We start from the raw sequence: 22,102 nt of genomic DNA on the forward strand, positions 1-22,102 counted from the left end.
TCCGGCATACATAACTTACTGTGCCACCCAACCGCCATCCATATTCCATGCCACACCGCGGACCTGCGCCGCAGCATCTGAACACAAGAACAGCGCGAACTCACCCAGTTGTTCGGGCGTGACAAACTCACGTGAAGGCTGCTTCTCCGCGAGCAGCGCGTTACGTGCCGCTTCCGGATCTGCGCCTTCGGCAATGCGCTTGTCGATCTGCTGTTGTACCAGCGGGGTCAGGACCCAACCAGGGCACAGCGCATTACAGGTTACGCCAGTCTGCGCCGTTTCCAGTCCTATGGTTTTGGTTAGGCCGACCACGCCGTGCTTCGCCGCAACGTAGGCCGATTTTTCTTTTGAGGCCACCAGCCCATGCACCGAGGCGATATTAATAATGCGTCCCCAGTTGCGTTCACGCATACCGGGAAGCGCCAGGCGCGTAGTGTGAAAAACGGAGGACAGGTTGATGGCAATGATTGCATTCCATTTGTCTACAGGGAATGTCTCGACCGGTGAGACATATTGGATCCCGGCGTTATTGACCAGAATATCCACGCCGCCAAACTCGCTTTCGGCGTAGTGCATCATCGCGGCAATTTGCGCTTCATCGCTGAGATCAGCACCATGATACCCTGGTGTTTTGCCATACTGCGCCACGGCGTCTTTTGCCGCCTCAACATCACCAAAGCCGTTGAGAATCAAAGTGGCCCCGGCTTTCGCCAGAACCTGCGCAATACCTAATCCAATACCGCTGGTCGATCCGGTAACCAGGGCTGTTTTTCCCGTTAAGTTCATGGTGATTCTCCTTAAACAATTCCGGTGGTGTAGAAGACGCCGATCACAAACAGCACGGCCAGACTTTTGATCACGGTGATGGCGAAGATCCCGCCATACGCCTGGCGATGGCTCAAGCCTGTGATGGCCAGCAGCGTAATTACCGCGCCGTTATGCGGCAGGGTATCCATGCCACCGCTGGCCATAGAGGCGACGCGGTGAAAGACTTCCAACGGAATGTTGGCAGCATGTGCGGCAGCGATAAAGGTGTCTGACATTGCCGCTAATGCAATGCTCATCCCGCCGGATGCCGAGCCGGTGATCCCGGCGAGGGTGGTAATACTGATGGCTTCATTGAGCAGTGGATCAGGAATGGCCGCCAGCGCTTTGGACAACACCAGAAAACCAGGCAGGGCGGCGATCACAGCGCCAAAACCGTATTCTGATGCGGTATTCATTGCCGCCAGAATCGCGCCGCCGACAGCCGTTCTGCTTCCTTCGGCGAGGCGGCCTTTGATGTTGCGATAACCAAAAACCACTACTAACAGGATCCCCGAAATCAGCGCGGCTTCTACTGCCCAGATAGCGGTAATTTTCCCGACTTCAGTCGTGATTGGCTTGGCCAGGCCAGGAAGCTCCAGCTGATGACTGGTGCCATACCAGACCGGGATCCAACGGGTAAACAGCAGGTTAAATACACCCACCAGAATCAGCGGGGAAATCGCAATGACTGGATTAGGCAGGTTAATGTTATCCGGTGTTTCCGGTTCGTTAAGCAGCTCGGTGCCATAGCCTTCGTTCTTTGTCTGTGCTTTGCGCCGCTGGCGCTCGAGATAGACCAGGCCGACAAAGATGATAAATAGCGAACCTATGAGCCCCAGCCAGGGTGCGGCCCAGGCGTTAGTACCAAAAAAGCTGGTCGGGATAATATTCTGGATCTGCGGCGTACCGGGCAAAGCATCCATAGTGAATGAGAATGCGCCCAGCGCGACGGTTGCCGGGATTAGACGCTTGGGAATATTGCTCTGACGGAACAACTCAGCCGCAAACGGATACACCGCAAAGGCCACTACGAACAGCGACACACCGCCGTAAGTCAGCAACGCACACACCAGTACAATCACCGGAATGGCGTGACGACGGCCCAGAATGTTGATCGCGGCGGCGACGATGGATCGGGAAAAACCAGATAACTCGATTAACTTGCCAAATACTGCTCCCAGTAAGAACACCGGGAAGTAAAGCTTCACAAAACCGACCATTTTTTCCATAAACAGGCCGGTAAAGGCGGGGCCGACGGCGCTCGGTTCGGTGAGCAGGACAGCGCCTAATGCCGCGATGGGGGCAAACAGGATGACACTGTATCCGCGATAGGCTGCCAGCATCAGCAGGCCCAATGCTGCCAGGGCGATTAATACACTCATCATGACTCCTTATTATTATAGTGGGGTACAGAAAGAGACGTTATGGCTTCAGCGCAAAGCGCAGCTGATGTTCCCGGCGTTGCTGGATGTACTCCTTGCGCGAATCATCCCAGCGATAGAATCCCTGACCGCTGCGCAAACCGGTATCACCGCGGGCAACCTTGTCAGCGACAAGTGACATCATGTCACTGCCGGTGGCCAGTTCCGGTAGCAGGTGGCGACAAATGTCCTGCACGGTGGACAGCCCGGTCATATCAGCGGCTTCCAGCGGACCGACCATCGCATAGCGGCGTCCGAGTGAGGCTCGCATTACCTGATCCACTACCTCTGCGCTGGCAATGCCGCTCTTGACGATATGCAGCGCTTCACGCAGTAAGGCAAACTGCAGGCGGTTGCCGACAAAGCCTGGCGCAGCACGGTCGAGTACCACAGCCTCAAGCTGCATCGAGACCAGCAGTTGTTGTAATTCGCTGAGATATTCTGTCCTGGTTGCCGAGCCAGGAACGATTTCAACTAAGGGAATAAAGTGCGGTGGGTGCCAGAAATGGGCGATCAGCAATCGCTCCGGGTGAATGAGGTTCTCTGCCAGCGCATCGGGCGGCAGGCCACTGGTGTTACTGGCAATAACGGCATCTGGTGCTATCAGTGCTTCCAGTTGCGCATACAACGCATGCTTGAGTTCAATCCGTTCAGGGATAGCCTCAATCAGTAATCCCGATGCGGCGATATCCTGTAGAGAGGTAGTTCCGTGCAACCGGCTGAGAACCTGTTCTTTGTCATCGGCGGGAAACTGGTCGGTCGCAATCAACTCATCCAGTATGCCGTTGGCAACAGCGGTAATTTCATTAATCCTGCTGTTATCAGTATCGAAAAGCCAGACATCATGGGAAAAACGGGCGAAGTGGGTAGCGATGCCGACACCCATTAAACCGGCACCCAGTACGCTGATGTGATTAGTCTGCATGCTGTGCTCCTGTCGGACGTTCAACCGTCAGCGCCACACCCTGACCACCGCCGACGCACAGCGTCGCCAGACCTTTGGTCGCATTGCGGCGAGTCATTTCGTGCAGAAGGGTTACCAGAATGCGGCACCCGGATGTGCCAATCGGGTGACCAAGCGCAATTGCGCCACCGTTGACGTTCACTTTGTTGCTATCCCAGTTCAGGGATTCGCCGACTGCCAACGCCTGCGCGGCAAATGCTTCGTTGGCTTCGATAAGATCCACGTCATCCAGCGTCCAGCCTGCGCGTTTCAAACACTGCAACGATGCCTCGACCGGACCAATACCCATGATTGACGGATCAACGCCCGAAACGGCATAGCCAGTAACCCTGGCAAGAACCGGAAGGTTCAGTTGCGCGGCTTTGGCTGCACTCATCAGCATCACCGCCGCCGCACCGTCGTTTAAGGATGACGCATTGCCTGCCGTCACCGTGCCATTACCGGGACGAAAAGCCGGTTTAAGCTGCGCCAGTTTGTCGGCCTGGGTATTCGGGCGAGGCTGCTCATCGCTATCTACCAGACGCGGTGTGTTTTTTCCTTGCGGGACGCTGACCGGGGTAATTTCTGCGGTGAAACGACCAGCCTCGATAGCCGCCGCTGCTTTCTGCTGGGAGAGCAGGGCAAAGGCATCTTGCTGCTCACGGCTGATGGCAAATTTATCGGCCAGGTTTTCAGCAGTAATCCCCATGTGATAGTCATTGAACGCATCCCACAGTCCGTCATGCACCACGCTGTCTTTCAGGCTGGCATGGCCGAGACGTAAACCTGCGCGAGCGCCGTCGAGAAAATAAGGGGCATTACTCATGCTTTCCTGGCCTCCGGCGATCACGATTTCCGCATCGCCACAGCGTATGGCCTGTACAGCCTGATGTACCGCTTTCAAACCTGAGCCGCACAGCAGATTAATGGTTATCGCGGGCGTGGTAACCGGCAATCCGGCGCGTAACGCAGTCTGTCTGGCCGGATTCTGACCGCAACCTGCGGTCAGTACCTGGCCGAGGATAACTTCGTCAATCTGATCTGGCGCTACGCCGGTTTTCTCCAGCAGGGCACGAATGACGACGGTCCCTAGATCAACGGCAGAAAGCGGAGCCAGCGCGCCATGAAAACTGCCAATCGGCGTACGCGTTGCTGCGACAATAACAACATCCTGCATGGTCAGTTCCTCAGTTAAATTGCATTTCAGGCACGTGATCGGGGACGACCAGTTTGCCTGCGGTTCTGGCGACAATGTCGTCCACGCTGACGCCAGGGGCACGCTCGCGCAGAATGAAGGCGCCGTCAGCGATTTCCAGCAGTGCCAGGTCGGTCAGCACGCGTTTAATACAGGCAACGCCGGTCAGCGGCAGGGTACAGGCAGGAAGCAGCTTGGATTCGCCACTTTTGGAAGCATGCGTCATCACGACAATGATGTTTTCTGCGCCAGCCACCAGATCCATCGCGCCGCCCATGCCTTTCACCATTTTTCCGGGGATCATCCATGACGCGATATTGCCGTTGGTATCCACTTCAAATGCACCGAGCACCGTCAGGTCGACATGACCGCCGCGGATCATGGCGAAGGATTGCGCCGAGTCGAAAATCGCCGCGCCTTTACGCGCCGTAACAGTCTGTTTCCCGGCATTGATCATGTCGGCATCCAGTTCATCTTCGGTGGGAAACGGCCCCATCCCGAGCAGACCATTCTCCGATTGCAGCATCACGTCCATACCGTCGGGGATGTAATTCGCTACCAGGGTCGGAATACCAATACCCAGATTGACGTAATAGCCGTCGCGCAGCTCGCGGGCGACACGCATCGCCATTTGTTCACGCGTTAACATGGTCAGGCTCCTTTGTGCCGTAGGGTGCGTTGCTCAATGCGTTTTTCAAACTTGCCCTGAATAATGCGGTTAACAAAAATTCCGGGAGTGTGAATTGCCGCGGGATCCAGCTCTCCGGGAGGAACAATCTCTTCAACTTCGACGACCGTGATGCGCCCGGCAGCCGCCATCAACGGATTAAAATTCTGTGCGGTATGGCGGTATATAACGTTGCCGTACCAGTCGGCTTTCCAGCCTTTTACCAGCGCGAAATCTCCGGTTATCGCCTGTTCCATGATGTACGGACGTCCGGCAAACTCGCGAACTTCTTTACCTTCAGCCACGGGAGTGCCGTATCCGGTTGCGGTGAAGAAAGCCGGGATCCCCGCGCCGCCCGCGCGCAACTGCTCTGCCAGCGTGCCCTGTGGCGTCAGAATCGCTTCCAGCTCACCGCTGAGTACCTGCTTCTCAAACAGCGCATTTTCACCAACGTAGGAAGCCACCACTTTGCGTACCTGGCGGGTTTCGAGCAGTACGCCGAGGCCAAAACCATCTACACCACAGTTGTTAGACACGACCGTGAGTCCCTGAACCTCCCGACGACGAACTTCAGCTATCAGATTCTCGGGAATACCACATAAGCCAAACCCGCCAGCCAGCAGCGTCATGTTATCGGTCAGTCCTTCCAGCGCCTCTTGCCAGGTGGCGACCCGTTTATCCAGTCCAGCCATACACTTGCCCCTCCAGTTGTCCTTGCCGACATCATTGGGGGTGAAAAATGATTTGTTAATTTTAAATTTGTGACTCACTCATTGGGTTTTTTTATCAATTTAATGTTAATTAAAGGTATTCAACAAGTTAAGGGAATGAGAAATGAGAATGAGCATCAAACAGTTACGCGCGTTTTTAGCGGTAGCTCACACTCTGAATTTTGCTCATGCCAGCGAACGGCTGAATATGTCACAGCCAGCCTTAAGTCTGGCGATTAAAGGACTGGAGGATTCGCTGGGAGGAGCTTTACTGCTGAGAACTACCCGTAAAGTGACCCTGACGCAGGAGGGAGAAACACTACTGACGATGGGGCGGCAACTGCTTGCAGACTGGGAAAATACGGAAGAAGCGATGCGTCAGCGCTTTACGCTGCAACGTGGCAAAATTTCTATTGCGGCAATGCCATCGTTTGCCACTAATGTGCTGCCACCGGTACTCAAAACCTTTCGTGACTGTTATGGCGGTATCAATGTGACGGTTCACGATGTCATTAACGAGCAGGTCATCGAAATGGTGAGTGAAGGGCGGGTGGAAATGGGGATCGCCTTCGAGCCGGACTATTCAGGTCACCTCCATTTCACGCCGCTCGGTATGGACAGGTTTATCGCTATTGTGCCTCCGACGTGTCGACTTGCAGGCCGGGAGCGAATTACATGGAAGGAACTGCTGACGCTGGATTTCATTACACTGCAACGACCTTCAGCCGTACGTCTGATGCTGGAAGAACAACTGGTACAAAGTGGTCATTCGCTGGAGGTTGCACTGGAGAGCCATCAACTGGTGACCATCGGACGACTGGTGGCGAACGGACTAGGCGGCAGCGCAGTACCCGCGCTCTGCCGCACGCAGATGACCGAACTTGGCGCAACCTGTATTGAGCTGGACAGCCCGGTTATACAACGACGCATCGGCATCCTTCGCTCTGCGCATCATAAATTGTCGACAGCTTCCGAGGTGTTAGTGGACTCGCTGAAAAAAGCGTACCGTGCCTGATATTGTTGTCAGGCATGATACGCTTGGTGGATCTTATGTGGCCCGCCAGCAGCGGACTTCACTTCCGCTTTCACTTTTGAGCAATGACTGCTTCTGTTCACACCCGCTGGTTGCAAGCGGGCACCGGTCGCGGAAATAACATCCCTGGGGTAAGGTACGATTTCCCGGCAGTTCGGTTTTACGTAATAGCAAATCTTCTGCCAGTGGCGCGCCCGTTTTAGGAACTGAATCCAGCAATAAACGGGTGTAAGGGTGGGCCGGATGCGTCAAAACCTGCTGCGCGTCGCCCAGTTCGACAATTTGCCCAAGGTACATTACCGCTACCCGGTCGCTCATATGCCGGATAACTGACACGTTATGTGATATCAGCACAAAGGTCAGCTTTCTGCGCGCCTGTAGGGATACCAGCAGGTTAAGAATTTGCGCTTGTACGGAGATATCCAGCGCCGAGGTGGGTTCATCGAGCACGATCACATCCGGCTTTGATGATAATGCCCTGGCAATGGCAATACGCTGACGCTGTCCACCGGAAAACGCGTGGGGCAGACGGTCCAGATATTCAGGACGGATGCCAACCTGCTGGGCTAAATCTTCGGCAAGCGCGCGACGTTCTCGTTCGGGACTACGTTTCTGGATCCATACCGGTTCAGTAATGATTCGCCAGACGGGCAGGCGAGGATCCAGCGACGAAAGCGGGTCCTGAAACACCATTTGCATACCGCTGCTTGCGCCAGTTTGTTGCTCCTCGCTGCGGATATATTGCCCCTGAGTCGGCTTGAGCATACCCATTAACAACTGCGCCAGAGTGCTTTTCCCACAGCCTGATTCGCCGACAATACCCAGCGTTTCACCCTGACGGATCTGTAAGTCCATACCGTTGAGCGCATGCACGCGTTCAGTCACCTTACCAAGCCAGTTTTTACGGGCGGGAAAGTTGACATGGACATCCTGTAGTGCCAGTAAAATGTCAGACATGCGTTGCCTCCAGTTGCGGATACCAGCAGGCGGATTGCTGATCTGATAGCCCCTGACTGCGTAACGCAGGGTTCTCATCACACCGTGATCCCGCAGCAAAACAGCGCTCACGGAATGCACATCCTGCGGGTAAACAGGTCAGGTTTGGTACCGTCCCCGGAATAGCGGGTAACGGGGTGCGTGGTTGGCCGTGTTCCGGCGCACATTTCAGCAGACCAATGGAGTAGGGATGTGTTGGATGCTGAATGACGGTTTGCGTCGGGCCGCTTTCGATGACACTTCCGGCGTACATGACGTACAACCTGTCGCACAGTTGCGATACCACCGCCATATCATGGCTGATAAACAGCACAGCCGTGCCGCTGGCCCGCGCTTTATGCCTGAGCAAACGCAGCACTTGCAGTTGTACCGTCACATCCAGCGCCGTCGTTGGTTCATCAGCGATAATCAGATCCGGTTCGCAGGAAAAGGCCAGCGCAATCATCACGCGCTGGCGCATTCCACCGGACAGCTCAAACGGGAAGCGCGACATCACCTCAGGGGCGTCCGGGATTTGCATTTCCTCCAGTAAAGCGATGGCTTTCTGGCGGGCATCACCACGACTGACTGATTGATGATGACGGATCACTTCCACCATTTGCTGGCCGATACGCCGGGTCGGATTCAGCGCCGTCATTGGCTCCTGGAAAATCATCGCCACGCGCTCACCGCGCCATTTACGCATTTGCTTCTCAGTGGCGTTCAGAACATCTTCACCGAGCAGCGACACGCGTCCCTGATGAATTCGATAACTTCCCTCCGGCAGCAGGCGCATGGCGAGCATGGCTGTCACTGATTTACCAGAGCCGGACTCACCGACCACGCCGACAATCTCCCCGCGGTTGATATGTAGCGAGACATGGTTTAGTGCATGAACGTCTGCTTTATAACCGGGGAAGCTCAGGTGTAAATTCTCAATTTCCAGTACAGGCCGTGTCATGACTGTTTTCCTCCGGCTTTCGGGTCCAGCAGATCGCGGATACCGTCGCCAAAGAGATTAAAACCGACGGCAGTAATCAATATGGCGGCTCCGGGGAATGCGCAATACCACCATTGATCAAGTACATAGTTGCGACCTATCGCCACCATCGCCCCCCATTCTGCACTGGGCTGTTGCGCCCCCAAACCGATAAACCCAAGCGTGGCAGCCATCAGGATCGCACTACCTATGTCCAGCGACGCCTGCACGATAAGGGGCGGCAGCGAATTGCGTAATATATGCCAGCTAATCAGATGCCAGCGTGATGCGCCGTAAGTGCGGGCGGCCTGCACATAAGTAAACTGGCGAACCACCAACGTTTGCCCACGGGCCAGTCGGACATAGAAAGGAATACGTACAATCGCAATTGCCAGCATCGCGTTAAACAGGCTGGGTCCCAGGGCGGCGGCCAGCGCCATCGTCAGCACCAGCGAAGGGATCGACAGCATGACATCCATGATGCGCATGATAATCGCATCAGCACGTCCACCCATCACACCCGACAGGCAGCCAACCAGCGAACCGACGCCTCCGGCAATACCCACCACGACCAGTCCGGCGACGATCGATTGCTGGCTTCCCACCAGTACGCGACTGAACAAATCACGGCCCACCTCATCGGTACCAAACCAGTGTGCTGCAGACGGGGGAAGCAGACGTGCAGTCAGGTCGATTGCATTGGGATCGTGAGGCGTGATCCACGGCGACAACACCATCATCAGCAGCATCAACACAATGATCGCGCCACCAATCAGCGTTAGCGGACTGCTTTTCATCATCCAAAACAGTTTTGCCCAGTCAACGCGCTGGCGCGCTGGCGGGGACGGGGCTGGTGTTTCTTGCGTAAGCATCATTCAGCGCCTCCTCGTCCGATTCGCGGATCAATCCACAAATACAGTAAATCCACCACCAGATTCACCAGTACGTAAGCCAAAGAAACCACAACGGCAAATCCCATTACCGCCGGGAAATCAAGCGCCTGAATAGAGGTCACCACCCAGGCCCCCATTCCCGGCCACGCAAAAACCGTTTCGGTTAGTACTGCGCCGTAGAGCAGATCGCCCAGCGCGAGGCCGAGAACGGTTATTGATGGAATAAGCGCATTGGGCAGTGCATAACACAAAATGATGTACCAGCCCGGTAAACCACTGGCGCGGGCGGTGCGAATATAATCTTCGCTAAGCTGTTCCAGCATGGCTGAGCGAATTTGACGGGCGACAATCCCCAGATGTACAAAAGCCAGCGTCAGAGACGGCAGGATCAGGTGCTGGAGAGCATTGAAAAAGACCTCGCCATTACCTTCGAGAAGTGCGTCTATCAGGTAGAACCCGGTAACGTGCGTGGGGGGATCCAGCCAGTCATCCAGTCGTCCGCCACCGGGCAAAATCTGCAGATGGCCGTAAAACAGTACGATGACGCCCAGACCCAACCAGAACGCGGGTGTTGATATGCCGGTGATAGCCATCAGGCGTACGATATGGTCGAGCCAGCGGTTACGCCAGACAGCAGATAAAATGCCCAGCGGGATGCCAATAATGAGCGCCAGCAGCAGAGAGCAGAAAGCCAGCTCAAGCGTGGCGGGGAAAAAGACGCGCAGTTCATCCATTACCGGACGCCCGGTACGGATAGATGTCCCTAAATCCCCCTGAAAAATATCGCTGACGTAGCGAAAAAATTGTACATACAGCGGCTGATTCAACCCTAATTGCTGGCGAATATTTTCGACAATTTCATCGCTGGCGCGATCGCCTGCCAGCAGCCGCGCGGGGTCACCTGGGATCAGGTGCGAAATAATAAAAGTGATCACACAAACACCGGCGACCACCAGGATAAGTCCCCAGCAGCGCTGGCGTAAAATGCTCCAGAAAGTCATTGGCTTCCCCTTGCGGAGCCAATTTGGCTCCGCATAAACGTGGCTTATTTACTCATGGTGGAGATATTGAAGACCTGTTCCAGCATGGGGTTGAATACAAATCCTTTGACGTCTTTGTTCATCGCCAGTTGGTAGTTTTTCTGGAATAAATAGACGTAGGCAGCTTCATCAATAACGATGTTTTGCGCCTGCTGATAATCCTTCGTTCTGGCGACCTGATCGGTGGTTGCCAGCGCACTCTGGAGCAGCTTATCGACCTCGCTGTTTTCATAGAATGAACGGTTCCCCGGTAAACCTTTCTTATCTGACTCAAACCAGTAGTTCATGAACATGTACGGATCAGCGAAGTCCGGGCTCCAGTTGCCGATAGCAATGTCGTAATCTCCTTTGCCTACACGGTCACGCATGGTGGCATTCGCCAGCTTTTCGAGCTTCACTTTTATACCCAGCTTGCCGAGGCTGGCTTGTGTGGCGAGGGCAATTGGCTCCCAGTTAGGGTCATTATCAGAGTAGAGAAAACTCAGACTGTCGGGCTTCGTCGCAACTTTATCCCACTCGGCTTTTGCTTTGGCTTCGTCAAAATTGTACTGCATCGCCTTTTCATCAAAGCCCCACATACCTTCGGGGATCGGGCCGCGCATCTGTTTACCGTTGCCGCTCAAAATGCCTTTCACCATGCCCTTATAATCAGTTGACCAGGAGATAGCACGGCGCAAGTCCACCTGATTGAGCGGCGCTTTACTGTTGTTCAGATACAGATAGGTGACACGCAGAGAAGGGTAATCCGCCACGTTGACCTTTCCTTCCTGTTTTAAGGCGGAAAGCTGGTCAACAGGCAACGCATCGGCAATGTCAATATCGCCGCGCGACAATTGCAACCGGCGGGAAGCGCTCTCACCGATGATTTTTACTGATACGCGTTTAAACGCTGGCTTGGGACCCGGATAGTGGGGATTCGGAACCAGTACCAGTTGCTGCCCTTTTTGCCAGCTCTTCAACATGAAGGGACCGGAACCCGCTGTGTTTTGCGCCAGGAACCCACGTGCATCATCAGCGGCGTGCTCTTTTAAGATAACCGGGTTGATAATCGACGCGCCGTCATTCGCCAGCGTATAGAGGAATGGCGCGAACGGCTGGCTGAGGATAAATTTCACCGTACTGGCATCAATGGCTTCAATCTTCAGATCTTTCGGGAATGCCTCAGCAGGTCCCTGACCAATTTTGAGTAAACGCTCAAAGGATTGCTTCACCGCCTCAGCCGTAACGGGAGTACCGTCGGCAAATTTAGCGTCATTTTTCAGGGTAAACGTCCACTCTTTATGATCGTCAGATGCTTTCCAGTTGCTGGCCAAATCACCTTCAACCTCTGTGGAACCTTTGCCACCTGCTGTTTTGTACTGGACCAGACGCTGATAAGAGGGATAGGTGACCGTCCAGTCGTTGTTATCTATCGTCACGGCGGGATCCAGCGTTTGTGGGTCGGCTGCTTTACCAATGACCAGCATGTCCTTAGGTACGGCGGCCTGGGCGGCGGGCAAGGCCACCGACAGTGCGACGGCAATCAGAGCGGGGCGAAAAAACGATCTCAATGCAGGTGTAGTCTTCATAACCAGGCTCCAGAATCAAAGGGGATGTTGTGTTGTTATTTGTGGGGCAGTAAAACAGGAAAAATAATCATCAAGCAGCGGATAGCGTGCGGCATTGGGCAATTCAAAATGCCACCACTCGCTGCTTATCCCGACAAAACCGCCGCCAGACATAATGGCGTTGAGCAACAGTCGGTTACGCTGCGCTTTCGGGGGCACAGAAGGATGCCAGGCATGGGAACGATCGTGCATTTCATCAAAACCAGCTCCCATATCGAGGACATTGCCGCGTTCATCCATCAGCGTGACGTCGATGGCCGTTCCACGGCTATGATTGGAACCAATCGCCACGTCCACGACATATTGAGGATCGGGACAGGCATTCCACAGTAGCGCCTGAGCCTGCTGCGGGCGATACGCGTCGTATACCACCAGGGATAACCCCGCCAGTTGCGCAATGCTGATGCTTTTGGCCAGCCCAGCGACCGCATCGCTGTGTAACAGGCAACGCGCTTCCCGATAGATAGGCGCGCCGGTAATGTTATCGGTCGTGGCATATTTGAGATCGATATGCAGTGACGGGAATATCACTGACAGATCGACCAGTTCTGGGGTCTCTGACATAGCACGGTTCCTGTTTATTGTTCGAATTGACCAAATTGTTGTTGTAACTGACGATTGGCTTGCAGGCGCTCCGCTAGGGAGTCGCCCAGTTGCGCCACCACCGCGGAGAGTAATAAGTTGAACAGACAACTTACCGGGGCAAGGGAATCCCAGAAGTGTCCGGTGTCGGTTTTTACCTGTATTAAATCAATGGCATAGTCTCTGGCCCAGGGGCACCAGACATCGGTTATTAGTGCGATAGGGATGCCGCGTTCGCTGGCTACCCGGCAATATTGTCGCGACATTGCGGCGTAGGCACGCGTATCGGTTATCACCACATAAGGCCGTTTGAACCCTGAATTCAGCGACTCAACCCAACTTCCGGAAAGCCCTTCGGAGTAACTCACTTTTGGGCGCAGGTATTCCAGATGACTAAAAAAGGCATTGGCGATCCCTCTGGTGGACTGGATCCCGAGGATATACACGGCTTCTGCATGGGCCAGTTGCTGTGCAATGCGTAAAAATGTTTCGCTTTGCGCCAACTGGTAAACATGGGTAATGGCGTCAATCTCAAGCAGCAGCGACTGATGTACGCGATCGGGAAGGCTTTGCTGTTGATGCCAGGAATCCAGGCGTTCATTCATTCCCCAGGGTTGATAGGGGATTAGTGGCAACTCTCGTAGACTGGTTTTGGCATCTTCCAGGTTGCGAAAACCCAGTTTGCGTAGATAGCGACCTACGGTGATGCCGCTGGTTCCTGTCGCTTTTGCGATACCATCAGCCGTCTCAAAAGGGATCTGTGCTGCGTGCGCTAACAGCCAGCCGGCAACGCGCTTTTCACTGGGCGTTAGCTGACTAAACGTCTGTTCAATACGGGCAAATAACTCAGGTTTTGATGTCATCACCGTCTCGCTGTTAGTTGTTTGTCAGATGCTGTTTCGTTGTTACTTGATTAACAATGCAGGATGCGTGCCATGTCAGCGACAACGGTACGCTGCGTTTTTTTGTTAAAAAACACTTATATTTATTAACCAATGATCAACATTTGTGCAGCGTAGTTCAGTTTTGGTGCAAAGGCAGGGGAAGTGGGGGATCAATCTGTTGATTTCGTCGGAACGATCACATTGTGCGCAACATTTTCCTCCAGACATCAGAATTAGTAATGTGAAATATAAATTTCAGCCATATCAATGATGACCATCTTTATTCTTCTAACGGTAGGGGTATTATTTTTTGCGAACTACATTAACGGTTTAAAGCGCAAGTGTAGATATTATCTATATTATAAATGGAGTACTACAATGAATAAATTCTCCCTTTCTACAGCAGGTGTTCTGGTCGCAGCGCTGTTAACCAGTGTAAGCGTCAATGCAGCAACTGATAACGCTAAAACTGAAGTGACTCCGAAAGGCATGAGCTGCCAGGAGTTTATTGATTTGAACCCGCAAACTATGGCTCCGGTTGCCTTCTGGGTACTGAATGAAGATGAAGACTTCAAAGGCGGTGACTTCGTCGACTATAACGAGACTATCACCACTGCGGTGCCTCTGACCGTTGAACTTTGCAAAAAACATCCGCAAAGTGAATTAAGCAAAATAAAAGAAGAAATCAAAAAAGAATTATCTAAATAAGATTAAGCATGTATTAAAGCCCAGCCAAAGTGCTGGGTTTTGCTATTCGTGACAACGTCACTAATTTGTTTTGTAATACTTAAGAAAACTTTATAAAGATATAAACTCCTGTGCCGATACTGGGTAAAAGTTAGCCTTTTACAGAAGGAGTTTGTATGGCCTGGTATCCTACTCGTATTTCAACGCGCTTAACCATTGGTGGCATTCTGCTGCTTGCAGTTACCACTCTGGTTATTGTTGCGATTATGCTCTGGCGCGGTCAGCCGCGCGTCGTTGAAATCAACACCGACCTGATCGAAGAAACGGGGCAAGGTTTAACCCGTCAATTGAGTACCGTTCTCTCTCGTATCGAGGGCGAAACCGTCAGCCTGTCACGGCTGGCTGAAGTTCTGCCCAACGATGAATCTTTGTATCAACGTGTCGTACCGCACCTGATTGGAGAAGATAACAATTCTATTATTACCGGCGGTGGGATTTGGCCAGAACCTGATGCGTTTACCGCTGGCGTGGAGAAGCGTAGCTTTTTCTGGGCGCGAAACGCTGAGGGTAAACTGGATTTTTCCAATGATTATAATGCAGAAGGATCTGCTGGTTATCACAATGAAACCTGGTACCAACATGCGAAAGGTCATTCGCAAAACAGTTGCCTGTGGTCTGATGTTTATCAGGATTCAAGTTCTGGTGTAAATATGGTGACCTGTAGTATCCCGTACCAACTGTCGGGCAAGTTCGCCGGGGTGGCTACCACCGATATTCGTCTGGATAACGTCGCCACGTTTATGCAACAGCAGGGAAACAGCACTGGCGGTTATGCGTTCGTGGTGGATAAGCAAGGGCAGATCCTCTACTTCCCACAAGCTGATAATTCGAAATTTAAAACTTTCAGCGAGCTGGCGCGCAGTGCGGAATGGCTCGCGCCGGTGGAAAATGGTCTGAAGTCACTTCGCGCGGCTGACGGCGTGAAGACCATTACGCTTGAAAACGATAACGTGCTGAATACGCCATCACGGGTGATGCTGTTTCCAATGGCAGATACCGGTTGGGTTGTCGGTCTGGTGACGCCGGAATCACGTATTGTTGGTTTAGCCAAAGTGATGATGCAGGACGTGCTGGAGGTATTGATCCCTGTTATGACGATCCTGTTGGCAGGATCCTGGCTGGTGGTTCGCAGGCTGATCTCGCGTCTGGATGATACCCGCCGTGCGCTTGATGACATTGCACAAGGGGAAGGTGATCTGACCCGCCGACTGGATGTTCGCGGTAAAGATGAGATATCGGCTATCGCAGAGGCGTTTAATCTGTTTGTTGATAAAATTTCAGCCATCCTGATCACCGTCAGAAGCAGTAGCGTGGTGGTGGCAAATAATGCGGTCAGCCTCGCGGACAGCAATATGGAACTCTCTTCACGCGTGACGCAGCAGGCTGCGGCACTGGAAGAAAGCTCTGCCGCGATGGAACAACTTAATGCGACCGTTCATCAAAATGCGAGCAACACACAACTGGCTGATGAGTTATCTGATAGCACCGCGCAAACGGCTAACCGATGCGGAGATGTCATGCAGGGAGTTATCTCTACTATGGATAATGTCAGCAACTCTTCAGGACGAATGGTGGAAATTGTCGCGGTCATCGACAGTATTGCATTCCAGACAAACATTCTTGCTTTGAATGCCGCAGTCGAGGCAGCCCGGGCAGGCGATGCGGGCAGAGGATTTGCCGTTGTTGCATCGGAAGTTCGCACGCTGGCGCAGCGTAGCGCGACAGCCGCCCAGGAGATTAAGGCGTTGATTGATGAGTCGGTTTCTCATGTTGGCAGCGGTAGTCAGCAAATCCATAATGCCGGTGAGCGTCTGGAAGAACTGGTCAATAATGTACGTCAGGTGCGGCAATTGATGGGTGAAATTCGTGTCGCAGGCGAAGAGCAGCGAAAAGGGGTTTCCGAAGTCACGCTCGCCGTTACCGAAATGGACAGCACCGTCCAGCAAAACGCATCGTTGATTGATGATGCTGCCGCACGAACTCAGGTACTGAAAGAAGAGGCGGAACAGCTGGCGACGCTGGTTTCTTCGTTCAGATTGCCCGAGCCGGTAATTGCCTGATAACGACAATAAAAACGCTCTTTCGAGGGCGTTTTTATTTTATGGCACGCCAGCATAGTTAAATCCTTTATAACGTTGCTTAATCTGCCGGATGGGCAGGCTGCTTTTGCGACCCGCCGGTTTGACCGTCAGCAGGAGATGCGTATTCCTATGCAAAGTCTGGCGGCACTTACCGGAGCCAATTACCAGATACCTGGCGCTCTCGATTACCGGAGCTTTTTACGTGCGACCCAAATTTGCACCAATGATGTCCGGGAGAAAGCAAAAGCCTTTGAACGGGTTGTCTTCAATGTGGCATTCAACAACCGGGACGATCATCCGAAAAACTTTGCTTATTTGATGTCGGCAGATGGCAACTGGACCCTGGCTCCGGCGTACGATGTTACATACTGTGAAGGACCAGGTGGCTATCATCAAATGGATGTGATGGGAGAGGCGCTGGATATTGAAAGAAAACAACTCCAGAGACTTGGCGAAAAAGAAGCCGAACTATCTACCGAAAGAGTGAACGAGATTATCGACAGGGTCAGTGAGTATGCCGCGGCATGGAGTGACACAGCCAAAGACAAATTCCCCGAGCAGATCACACCTGCCACCCTGAAGACTATTCAGCAACAAATTAATGAAAATATCCGCCGCTTAACGGTGTAGCGCCAGCGACGGACAACACCTAACGCCCCCAGCGGTCGCGAATATAGGTGACCGCATCCTGGGTTTGCGGTTGGTTAAGGTAATCTTCTCTGAACAGGATCGTGCCGTTAATGTGCGGGTCAGACTCGTTTAAATCGAGCTGTTTCTTCAACTCCGGTACGCCACCTTTCACAGCCCAGTCTGGCTCTTTCGATGACCGTTCTCCGACTTTATACAGTGCTACCCCAATATACAGACGCGTATTGGTTGATTTCACGACATCAGCCCACCATTTTGCCAGCACATCATAACGCGCTGCATCGCGGGCGAAAGGCCAGTAAAGCTGTGGTGCGATGTAATCCAGCAATCCTTGTTGCACCCAACGGCGCGTATCGGCATAAGACTCATCATATGCTGCTGCACCCCGAGTGTCGGAACCTGCCGGATCGTGCGAACGGTTGCGCCATACACCTGCCGGACTGACGCCAAATTCCACTTCAGGTTTCATTTTTTTGATAGTCTGCGAAACCTGCTCGATTAACCGTTGCGTGTTATACCGCCGCCAGTCGGCTTTAGAGTCAAATCCCTGGCCATACTTTCTGAAAGTCTGAGTGTCGTTAAGCGCAGAGCCAGGTGACTCGGTGTAGAAATAGTCATCGAACTGCACGCCATCGACGGGGTAGTTCTCAACGACTTCCGCCACGATACCGGTGATCCAGTCTCGTACTTCCGGAATGCCTGGGTCCAGTACAAAACGTTCGCCAGACGTGCGGATCCAGTCCCGGTGCAGGATATAGACGCTGGATGGATGTTGGGTCAACGTCCGGTTTAATTCTGCTACCGTTGCGGGTTTGGTGTTGACGGATACGCGATAGGGGTTAAACCAGGCATGCACTTTCATGCCGCGTTTATGTGCTTCGTCGAGCATAAACTGCAGCGGATCGTAACCAGGATCCTCACCAATATTCCCTGTCAGAGTGTCTGACCAGGGTAAGATTTTAGATTTCCAGAGCGCGGTGGCGTCCGGTTTTACCTGGAAAAAGACGGTATTGATCCCGAGGCGTTTCAGATTATCCAGCTTATCCGTCAGGGCTTTCTGCTGCTGACTAATGCGCACAGCTGGTGAACTAATGATTACCGAGGATATCGGCGGCCAGTCCAGACGGGAAACGGTCGCCAGCCAGATGCCGCGCACGGGTTCCTGGCTGCGTTGCGGTGTTGTCACCGGAGGTTGCAGAGTGGTTTTCTTCCCGGGAGGTTCTGAAGAACAACTGCCGAGTAAAAGCATACTGCCAACGAGCGCAGCAAACCATTTTGCGTTGGATACCGGTAGCATATTGCGAGAACGGGCGATGAGTGTCGCCAGCTTTTTTTGATGATTACCTGAAAAAAAACCGGGTGCTGACATCTGATATGGCTCTTATTTCTTATTAATACGGCTGTTAGCCCAGGGATCAATAGCAGGCGCTGTGGTGTTTTTTGGGGCTACATCGTGTAAGGAATAAAGATACAGCGCTTCAACTTCAGCGCGGGCCCACGGCGTACGACGCAGGAATTTTAAACTGGATTTAACGCTCGGCTCGTTTTTAAAACAGTTGATATTAATAAGTTGACTCAACTCAGCCCAACCAAAGCGCTCAACCAGCGCATTAACCTGCATTTCAAGCGTTACGCCATGTAAAGGGTCTTTAGATAGATGAGCATTCATATGAAGTCCAGTTCAGTAGTTCCAGATTGAGTGATTAGCGCAGCAGGCTTGCGAAGCGAAAGGTTACAAGAAAGCCGGGCAACCAGCAATGGCATAAACAGGCATGGTGCTTGCTAATGAACACCATGCCTCCTTACGCTTAATCAATACTCTTTAAATGCCAGTTCCAGGCGGGCGATCAGCGGTTTGAACAAATAGCTTAAAAATGTCCGCTCTCCGGTTTTTATCGTCACGCTGGCGGGCATCCCCGCTTTAATTTTGTAATCGCCCAACAATTGCGCACCTTCAGAAGAAACCTGCACTTCTGCAAGATAATAGGGCTGCTGAGTGGCTTCATCGATTAGTCGATCAGCCGAGATGGTCAGAACACGGGCAGGCACTGACGGCAAAAGTGCATGGTTAAGGGCAGGGAACAGAACATCTACTGTTAATCCCGGCGCCAGCTTATCAATGGCATGCACCGGTATTTTGGCATCGATTTGCATCGGTTGTCCGGCGGCGACAATATCCATCAGATGTTCGCCAGGCTGAATAACTCCTCCGACGGTACTGACTTTAACGTCCAGCACGATACCGTTAATCGGGGAGCGAATTTCCGTGTTATCCAGCTCATGTCGGGTTGAAACCAGTTCATCTTCCAGCATGGCCACTTCTTTCTGATTCTCGGTAAGTTCAGACTCTACTTCCCGCAGATATTGATGACGCACCTGATAGGCTTTAATTTTCAATTCATTTTGTTGTGATTTGAGCCTGGCAATGTTCAGAATGTCTTCTGAGACACTACTGGATATTTCAGCGGCCTCGCGCTCAAGCACCAGCAATTGCGCTTTGGGATAATAATTTTTTTCACTCAGCGCACGAATAGCGCCTAATTCCCGGCTAATCAGATTGAACTGGCGATCGCGATAGCCTTTTATTTTATTTAAATTATCCGTTTGTCCCACCAGGCCATCGAGAGTTTCCTGAATCATCGATAATTCATCCTGGATTGTTTTACGTCGCGTATCAAAGAGTTTGGCTTGCAGGTTTCTGACATCAGCCAGACGTTTATTGCCGGAAAATTGTTGTGTCAATGCCTCATTAAAAGCGATCGCCTCCAGACCATCTCTTTCCGCCAGTAACCGGTCTTCAATACTTTTTGCTGAAATATATTGGGCATTTAATGCGCTGAAGCGCATATCAAGCTGCATTTTATCCAGACGCACTAACACCTGGTTCTTTTTAACGACGTCACCTTCCTTAATAAAAATATCGGTTACCCGTCCGCCGCTCAGATGTTGAATTGTCTTCCTGTTGCTCGAGACCGTCACCGTGCCGTCCGCGACCACACCAGCATCAAGAGGGGCTTGAATCGCCCACAGTAAGAAGCCACCTACACCGAGGGCAATGACAATTATCCCGCGAATAATCGGCGTCCAGATATTAGTATCAACACCAGCAGCGTCACTATGGTCAGCAATTTTGTCTTTATTTTTCATCTTCATGCCTCGCGTTTTTGTTCATTGTTGGATGAAGAAGACGTTGCAACCGGTTTTAATATATTGGCCTGCCGTAGATTGGCAAAAACCTGGTCGCGGGTACCAAATTCCTGGATGGCTCCGTCATTAAGAAGCAATACCTTATTGACCACGCCGAGTAGTGTGGGTCTGTGTGAAATAATGACGGTGGTTTGCCCTTGTGTACGCAAGGTATTAATAGCTTTGATGAGGGCGAATTCACCGGCGTCGTCAAGATTGGCATTCGGCTCATCAAGTACAATAAATGCAGGGTTATTGTAGACTGCGCGCGCCAGCCCGATGCGCTGGCGTTGACCGCCAGAGAGCTGGTGCCCGCCAGCACCCAGTAACGTGTCGTATCCCTGGGGCAGACGCAGGATCATCTCGTGTACACCTGCCAGTTGCGCCGCAGCGACAATCAGTTCGCTATCATTTTTCGTGAAGCGGGCGATATTTTGCGCAATAGAGCCATCAAACAGTTCAACATCCTGTGGAAGATAGCCGATCGAGGGGCCGAGCAATTCTTTGTCCCACTGGCAGATATCTGCGCCATCCAGCCTGACTTTTCCCGATAACGGTTTCCAGACGCCAACCAGAACTTTAGCCAGCGATGTTTTTCCTGATGCCGAGGGGCCAATAATCCCCAGCACTTCCCCTTGTTCGAGCTGAAATGAGATATTACGCAATAGCGGTGCATGCTGGCCTGGTGCCGCTGCGAATACGCTCTCAACGCTGATATTCCCTTTGGGTCGCGGCAGGGGCAGTACGTCTTTGGGCGCCGGGTATTCTTTAAGCAGGTTTGATAACTGGTGCCACGCACTGCGAAATTGCACGAACTGTTTCCAGCTTCCGATAACCTGTTCGACCGGGTTCAGGACTCGCCCAAGAATAATGGACGCGGCAATCATCAGGCCCGGAGTAATATGGCCGCCGATGACCAGTAAGGCACCGGCACCCAGCGCAATAGATTGCAGCAGTACCCGAACAAAACGACTCAGACTGCTTAATCCCGCCGTTTTATCTGCTATCTGTGTTTGCAGTACCAGTACTTTATTATGCTGCTCCTGCCAGTTGGATTTCAGGGTGGAGAGCATTCCCATAGCTTCGATAGCATCGGAGTTTTGCAACTGTTTATTCAGTTTACTGGCATTAGTGATAGTTAACGCATGGGCTTGCTGGATAGGGCGTTTGGTGGCAATTTCTGATACCAGCGTCAGAATAAATAACAGGGTTATTCCACCGAGCGAAAGATATCCCAACAGGGGATGGACAATAAAAGCGATAAATAGATAAATCGGCGTCCAGGGAATATCCAGTAACGCAAACAAGCTATTGCCGGAGAGAAATTGCCGGATCTGGTCAAGCTCCGCTAAAGACTGCGCGGGGTTGTTGTCACCGGTGGCAACTTTTCGTTTAAAGGCCGAATTAAAAATCAGTTGGCTCAATTTCACATCAAGCCGGTTACCCAATCTAACCATAACCTTTGAACGGGCAGATTCGATCATGGCAATGATGATGTATAAGCCGACAATCAATAAGGTTAACATTAACAATGTGGTGGTGTTTTTACTCACCAGAACACGGTCGTAAACCTGTAGCATATAAATTGCCGGCGCCAGCATAAGCATATTAATCACACAACTAAAAAATAACAGTACAAGAAAAGTGGGTTTCGTTCCTTTTAATGCATCATTCAGTTCTGTTGGCGTATGCTGGCGCGACATG

At 52.3% G+C, this 22,102-nt stretch carries 20 protein-coding genes and 1 pseudogene; 4 read left to right on the forward strand and 17 right to left on the reverse strand.

Annotation, left to right across the window (positions count from 1 at the left end; all coding sequences use genetic code 11):
- Positions 1-15 precede the first annotated feature (15 nt).
- Genes SK36_RS10015 through SK36_RS10040 form a run of 6 tightly spaced genes read right to left on the reverse strand, consistent with a single transcriptional unit; the run spans position 16 to position 5,725 of the window.
- The gene (locus SK36_RS10015; protein ID WP_048221437.1) at positions 16-786 is read right to left on the reverse strand and encodes a 3-hydroxybutyrate dehydrogenase; all 771 of its coding nucleotides are present in this window, start codon (positions 784-786) and stop codon (positions 16-18) included.
- Between the two features lie 11 nt (positions 787-797).
- Complete coding sequence (locus tag SK36_RS10020) at positions 798-2,192, reverse strand: GntP family permease (RefSeq protein ID WP_197086126.1); 1,395 nt, start codon at positions 2,190-2,192, stop codon at positions 798-800.
- Positions 2,193-2,229: 37 nt separating this feature from the next.
- The gene (locus SK36_RS10025) at positions 2,230-3,153 is read right to left on the reverse strand and encodes a 3-hydroxyacyl-CoA dehydrogenase family protein (RefSeq protein WP_048221439.1); all 924 of its coding nucleotides are present in this window, start codon (positions 3,151-3,153) and stop codon (positions 2,230-2,232) included.
- Positions 3,143-4,348, reverse strand: coding sequence for an acetyl-CoA C-acetyltransferase (locus tag SK36_RS10030; protein ID WP_048221440.1), 1,206 nt, complete (start codon positions 4,346-4,348; stop codon positions 3,143-3,145). Before SK36_RS10030 ends, SK36_RS10025 begins: the two co-directional genes overlap by 11 nt.
- Before the next feature lie 10 nt (positions 4,349-4,358).
- Positions 4,359-5,015, reverse strand: a complete 657-nt coding sequence (locus SK36_RS10035) for a CoA transferase subunit B (RefSeq protein ID WP_045442935.1) — start codon at positions 5,013-5,015, stop codon at positions 4,359-4,361.
- 2 nt (positions 5,016-5,017) lie between these two features.
- Positions 5,018-5,725: a CoA transferase subunit A gene (locus SK36_RS10040; protein WP_048221441.1), complete on the reverse strand. Its 708-nt coding sequence runs from the start codon at positions 5,723-5,725 to the stop codon at positions 5,018-5,020.
- A gap of 142 nt (positions 5,726-5,867) precedes the next feature.
- Between SK36_RS10040 and SK36_RS10045 the strand changes: the two genes are divergently transcribed.
- Positions 5,868-6,758, forward strand: coding sequence for a LysR family transcriptional regulator (locus tag SK36_RS10045; RefSeq protein WP_045442929.1), 891 nt, complete (start codon positions 5,868-5,870; stop codon positions 6,756-6,758).
- Positions 6,759-6,791: 33 nt separating this feature from the next.
- On the opposite strand, the gene SK36_RS10050 is transcribed toward SK36_RS10045, so the two are convergent.
- From SK36_RS10050 to SK36_RS10080, 7 genes are read right to left on the reverse strand one after another with little or no spacing between them, the layout of a single operon-like run.
- Complete coding sequence (locus SK36_RS10050) at positions 6,792-7,733, reverse strand: oligopeptide/dipeptide ABC transporter ATP-binding protein (RefSeq protein ID WP_045442926.1); 942 nt, start codon at positions 7,731-7,733, stop codon at positions 6,792-6,794.
- The gene (locus SK36_RS10055) at positions 7,726-8,712 is read right to left on the reverse strand and encodes an ABC transporter ATP-binding protein (RefSeq protein ID WP_048221442.1); all 987 of its coding nucleotides are present in this window, start codon (positions 8,710-8,712) and stop codon (positions 7,726-7,728) included. Before SK36_RS10055 ends, SK36_RS10050 begins: the two co-directional genes overlap by 8 nt.
- Positions 8,709-9,605, reverse strand: coding sequence for a D,D-dipeptide ABC transporter permease (ddpC, locus tag SK36_RS10060; RefSeq protein WP_045442920.1), 897 nt, complete (start codon positions 9,603-9,605; stop codon positions 8,709-8,711). Before ddpC ends, SK36_RS10055 begins: the two co-directional genes overlap by 4 nt.
- A complete protein-coding gene (locus SK36_RS10065; protein ID WP_048221443.1) occupies positions 9,602-10,624 on the reverse strand; it encodes an ABC transporter permease in 1,023 nt (340 codons plus the stop codon). The genes ddpC and SK36_RS10065 overlap by 4 nt, the downstream gene beginning before the upstream one ends.
- A 44-nt stretch (positions 10,625-10,668) precedes the next feature.
- Positions 10,669-12,231 (reverse strand): ABC transporter substrate-binding protein, encoded by a 1,563-nt coding sequence (locus SK36_RS10070; protein WP_048221444.1) that lies wholly within the window; start codon positions 12,229-12,231, stop codon positions 10,669-10,671.
- Positions 12,232-12,246: 15 nt separating this feature from the next.
- Entirely contained in the window at positions 12,247-12,834 is a 588-nt protein-coding gene (gene ddpX, locus SK36_RS10075) for a D-alanyl-D-alanine dipeptidase (RefSeq protein ID WP_045442911.1), read from the reverse strand.
- Positions 12,835-12,848: 14 nt separating this feature from the next.
- The gene (locus SK36_RS10080; RefSeq protein ID WP_045442908.1) at positions 12,849-13,715 is read right to left on the reverse strand and encodes a MurR/RpiR family transcriptional regulator; all 867 of its coding nucleotides are present in this window, start codon (positions 13,713-13,715) and stop codon (positions 12,849-12,851) included.
- A 399-nt stretch (positions 13,716-14,114) separates the two neighbouring features.
- Here SK36_RS10080 and hdeB point away from each other — a divergent pair, with 399 nt between their 5' ends.
- The 3 genes and pseudogenes from hdeB to SK36_RS10095 form a co-directional block, all read left to right on the forward strand.
- A complete protein-coding gene (hdeB, locus tag SK36_RS10085) occupies positions 14,115-14,444 on the forward strand; it encodes an acid-activated periplasmic chaperone HdeB (protein ID WP_045442905.1) in 330 nt (109 codons plus the stop codon).
- 155 nt (positions 14,445-14,599) lie between these two features.
- Positions 14,600-16,543 (forward strand): methyl-accepting chemotaxis protein, encoded by a 1,944-nt coding sequence (locus SK36_RS10090; RefSeq protein WP_048221445.1) that lies wholly within the window; start codon positions 14,600-14,602, stop codon positions 16,541-16,543.
- Positions 16,544-16,624: 81 nt separating this feature from the next.
- A pseudogene (locus SK36_RS10095) lies at positions 16,625-17,194 on the forward strand (type II toxin-antitoxin system HipA family toxin); the annotation flags it as partial.
- A 19-nt stretch (positions 17,195-17,213) separates the two neighbouring features.
- On the opposite strand, the gene SK36_RS10100 reads toward SK36_RS10095, so the two are convergent.
- The 4 genes from SK36_RS10100 to SK36_RS10115 form a co-directional block, all read right to left on the reverse strand.
- Positions 17,214-18,581: a glycoside hydrolase family 10-like protein gene (locus SK36_RS10100; RefSeq protein ID WP_048221446.1), complete on the reverse strand. Its 1,368-nt coding sequence runs from the start codon at positions 18,579-18,581 to the stop codon at positions 17,214-17,216.
- Between the two features lie 12 nt (positions 18,582-18,593).
- Positions 18,594-18,881 (reverse strand): VF530 family protein, encoded by a 288-nt coding sequence (locus tag SK36_RS10105; RefSeq protein ID WP_048221447.1) that lies wholly within the window; start codon positions 18,879-18,881, stop codon positions 18,594-18,596.
- A 143-nt stretch (positions 18,882-19,024) separates the two neighbouring features.
- Positions 19,025-20,359, reverse strand: coding sequence for an HlyD family type I secretion periplasmic adaptor subunit (locus tag SK36_RS10110; protein WP_053069237.1), 1,335 nt, complete (start codon positions 20,357-20,359; stop codon positions 19,025-19,027).
- 2 nt (positions 20,360-20,361) lie between these two features.
- Complete coding sequence (locus tag SK36_RS10115) at positions 20,362-22,101, reverse strand: type I secretion system permease/ATPase (protein ID WP_045442891.1); 1,740 nt, start codon at positions 22,099-22,101, stop codon at positions 20,362-20,364.
- Position 22,102: the final 1 nt, after the last annotated feature.

Source organism: Citrobacter sp. MGH106, from assembly GCF_001037495.1.
In the GTDB taxonomy this organism is placed as follows: Bacteria; Pseudomonadota; Gammaproteobacteria; order Enterobacterales; family Enterobacteriaceae; genus Citrobacter; species Citrobacter murliniae.

Coding starts and splice junctions, on each gene's coding strand:
- ddpC (WP_045442920.1), bottom strand. CDS start 9,605: ATGATGCTTACGCAAGAAACACCAGCCCCGTCCCCGCCAGCGCGCCAG.
- SK36_RS10105 (WP_048221447.1), bottom strand. CDS start 18,881: ATGAATGCTCATCTATCTAAAGACCCTTTACATGGCGTAACGCTTGAA.
- SK36_RS10050 (WP_045442926.1), bottom strand. CDS start 7,733: ATGTCTGACATTTTACTGGCACTACAGGATGTCCATGTCAACTTTCCC.
- SK36_RS10065 (WP_048221443.1), bottom strand. CDS start 10,624: ATGACTTTCTGGAGCATTTTACGCCAGCGCTGCTGGGGACTTATCCTG.
- SK36_RS10080 (WP_045442908.1), bottom strand. CDS start 13,715: ATGACATCAAAACCTGAGTTATTTGCCCGTATTGAACAGACGTTTAGT.
- SK36_RS10045 (WP_045442929.1), top strand. CDS start 5,868: ATGAGAATGAGCATCAAACAGTTACGCGCGTTTTTAGCGGTAGCTCAC.
- SK36_RS10035 (WP_045442935.1), bottom strand. CDS start 5,015: ATGTTAACGCGTGAACAAATGGCGATGCGTGTCGCCCGCGAGCTGCGC.
- SK36_RS10100 (WP_048221446.1), bottom strand. CDS start 18,581: ATGTCAGCACCCGGTTTTTTTTCAGGTAATCATCAAAAAAAGCTGGCG.
- SK36_RS10020 (WP_197086126.1), bottom strand. CDS start 2,192: ATGATGAGTGTATTAATCGCCCTGGCAGCATTGGGCCTGCTGATGCTG.
- SK36_RS10030 (WP_048221440.1), bottom strand. CDS start 4,348: ATGCAGGATGTTGTTATTGTCGCAGCAACGCGTACGCCGATTGGCAGT.
- SK36_RS10040 (WP_048221441.1), bottom strand. CDS start 5,725: ATGGCTGGACTGGATAAACGGGTCGCCACCTGGCAAGAGGCGCTGGAA.
- SK36_RS10015 (WP_048221437.1), bottom strand. CDS start 786: ATGAACTTAACGGGAAAAACAGCCCTGGTTACCGGATCGACCAGCGGT.
- SK36_RS10110 (WP_053069237.1), bottom strand. CDS start 20,359: ATGAAAAATAAAGACAAAATTGCTGACCATAGTGACGCTGCTGGTGTT.
- hdeB (WP_045442905.1), top strand. CDS start 14,115: ATGAATAAATTCTCCCTTTCTACAGCAGGTGTTCTGGTCGCAGCGCTG.
- SK36_RS10025 (WP_048221439.1), bottom strand. CDS start 3,153: ATGCAGACTAATCACATCAGCGTACTGGGTGCCGGTTTAATGGGTGTC.
- SK36_RS10070 (WP_048221444.1), bottom strand. CDS start 12,231: ATGAAGACTACACCTGCATTGAGATCGTTTTTTCGCCCCGCTCTGATT.
- SK36_RS10090 (WP_048221445.1), top strand. CDS start 14,600: ATGGCCTGGTATCCTACTCGTATTTCAACGCGCTTAACCATTGGTGGC.
- SK36_RS10115 (WP_045442891.1), bottom strand. CDS start 22,101: ATGTCGCGCCAGCATACGCCAACAGAACTGAATGATGCATTAAAAGGA.
- SK36_RS10055 (WP_048221442.1), bottom strand. CDS start 8,712: ATGACACGGCCTGTACTGGAAATTGAGAATTTACACCTGAGCTTCCCC.
- ddpX (WP_045442911.1), bottom strand. CDS start 12,834: ATGTCAGAGACCCCAGAACTGGTCGATCTGTCAGTGATATTCCCGTCA.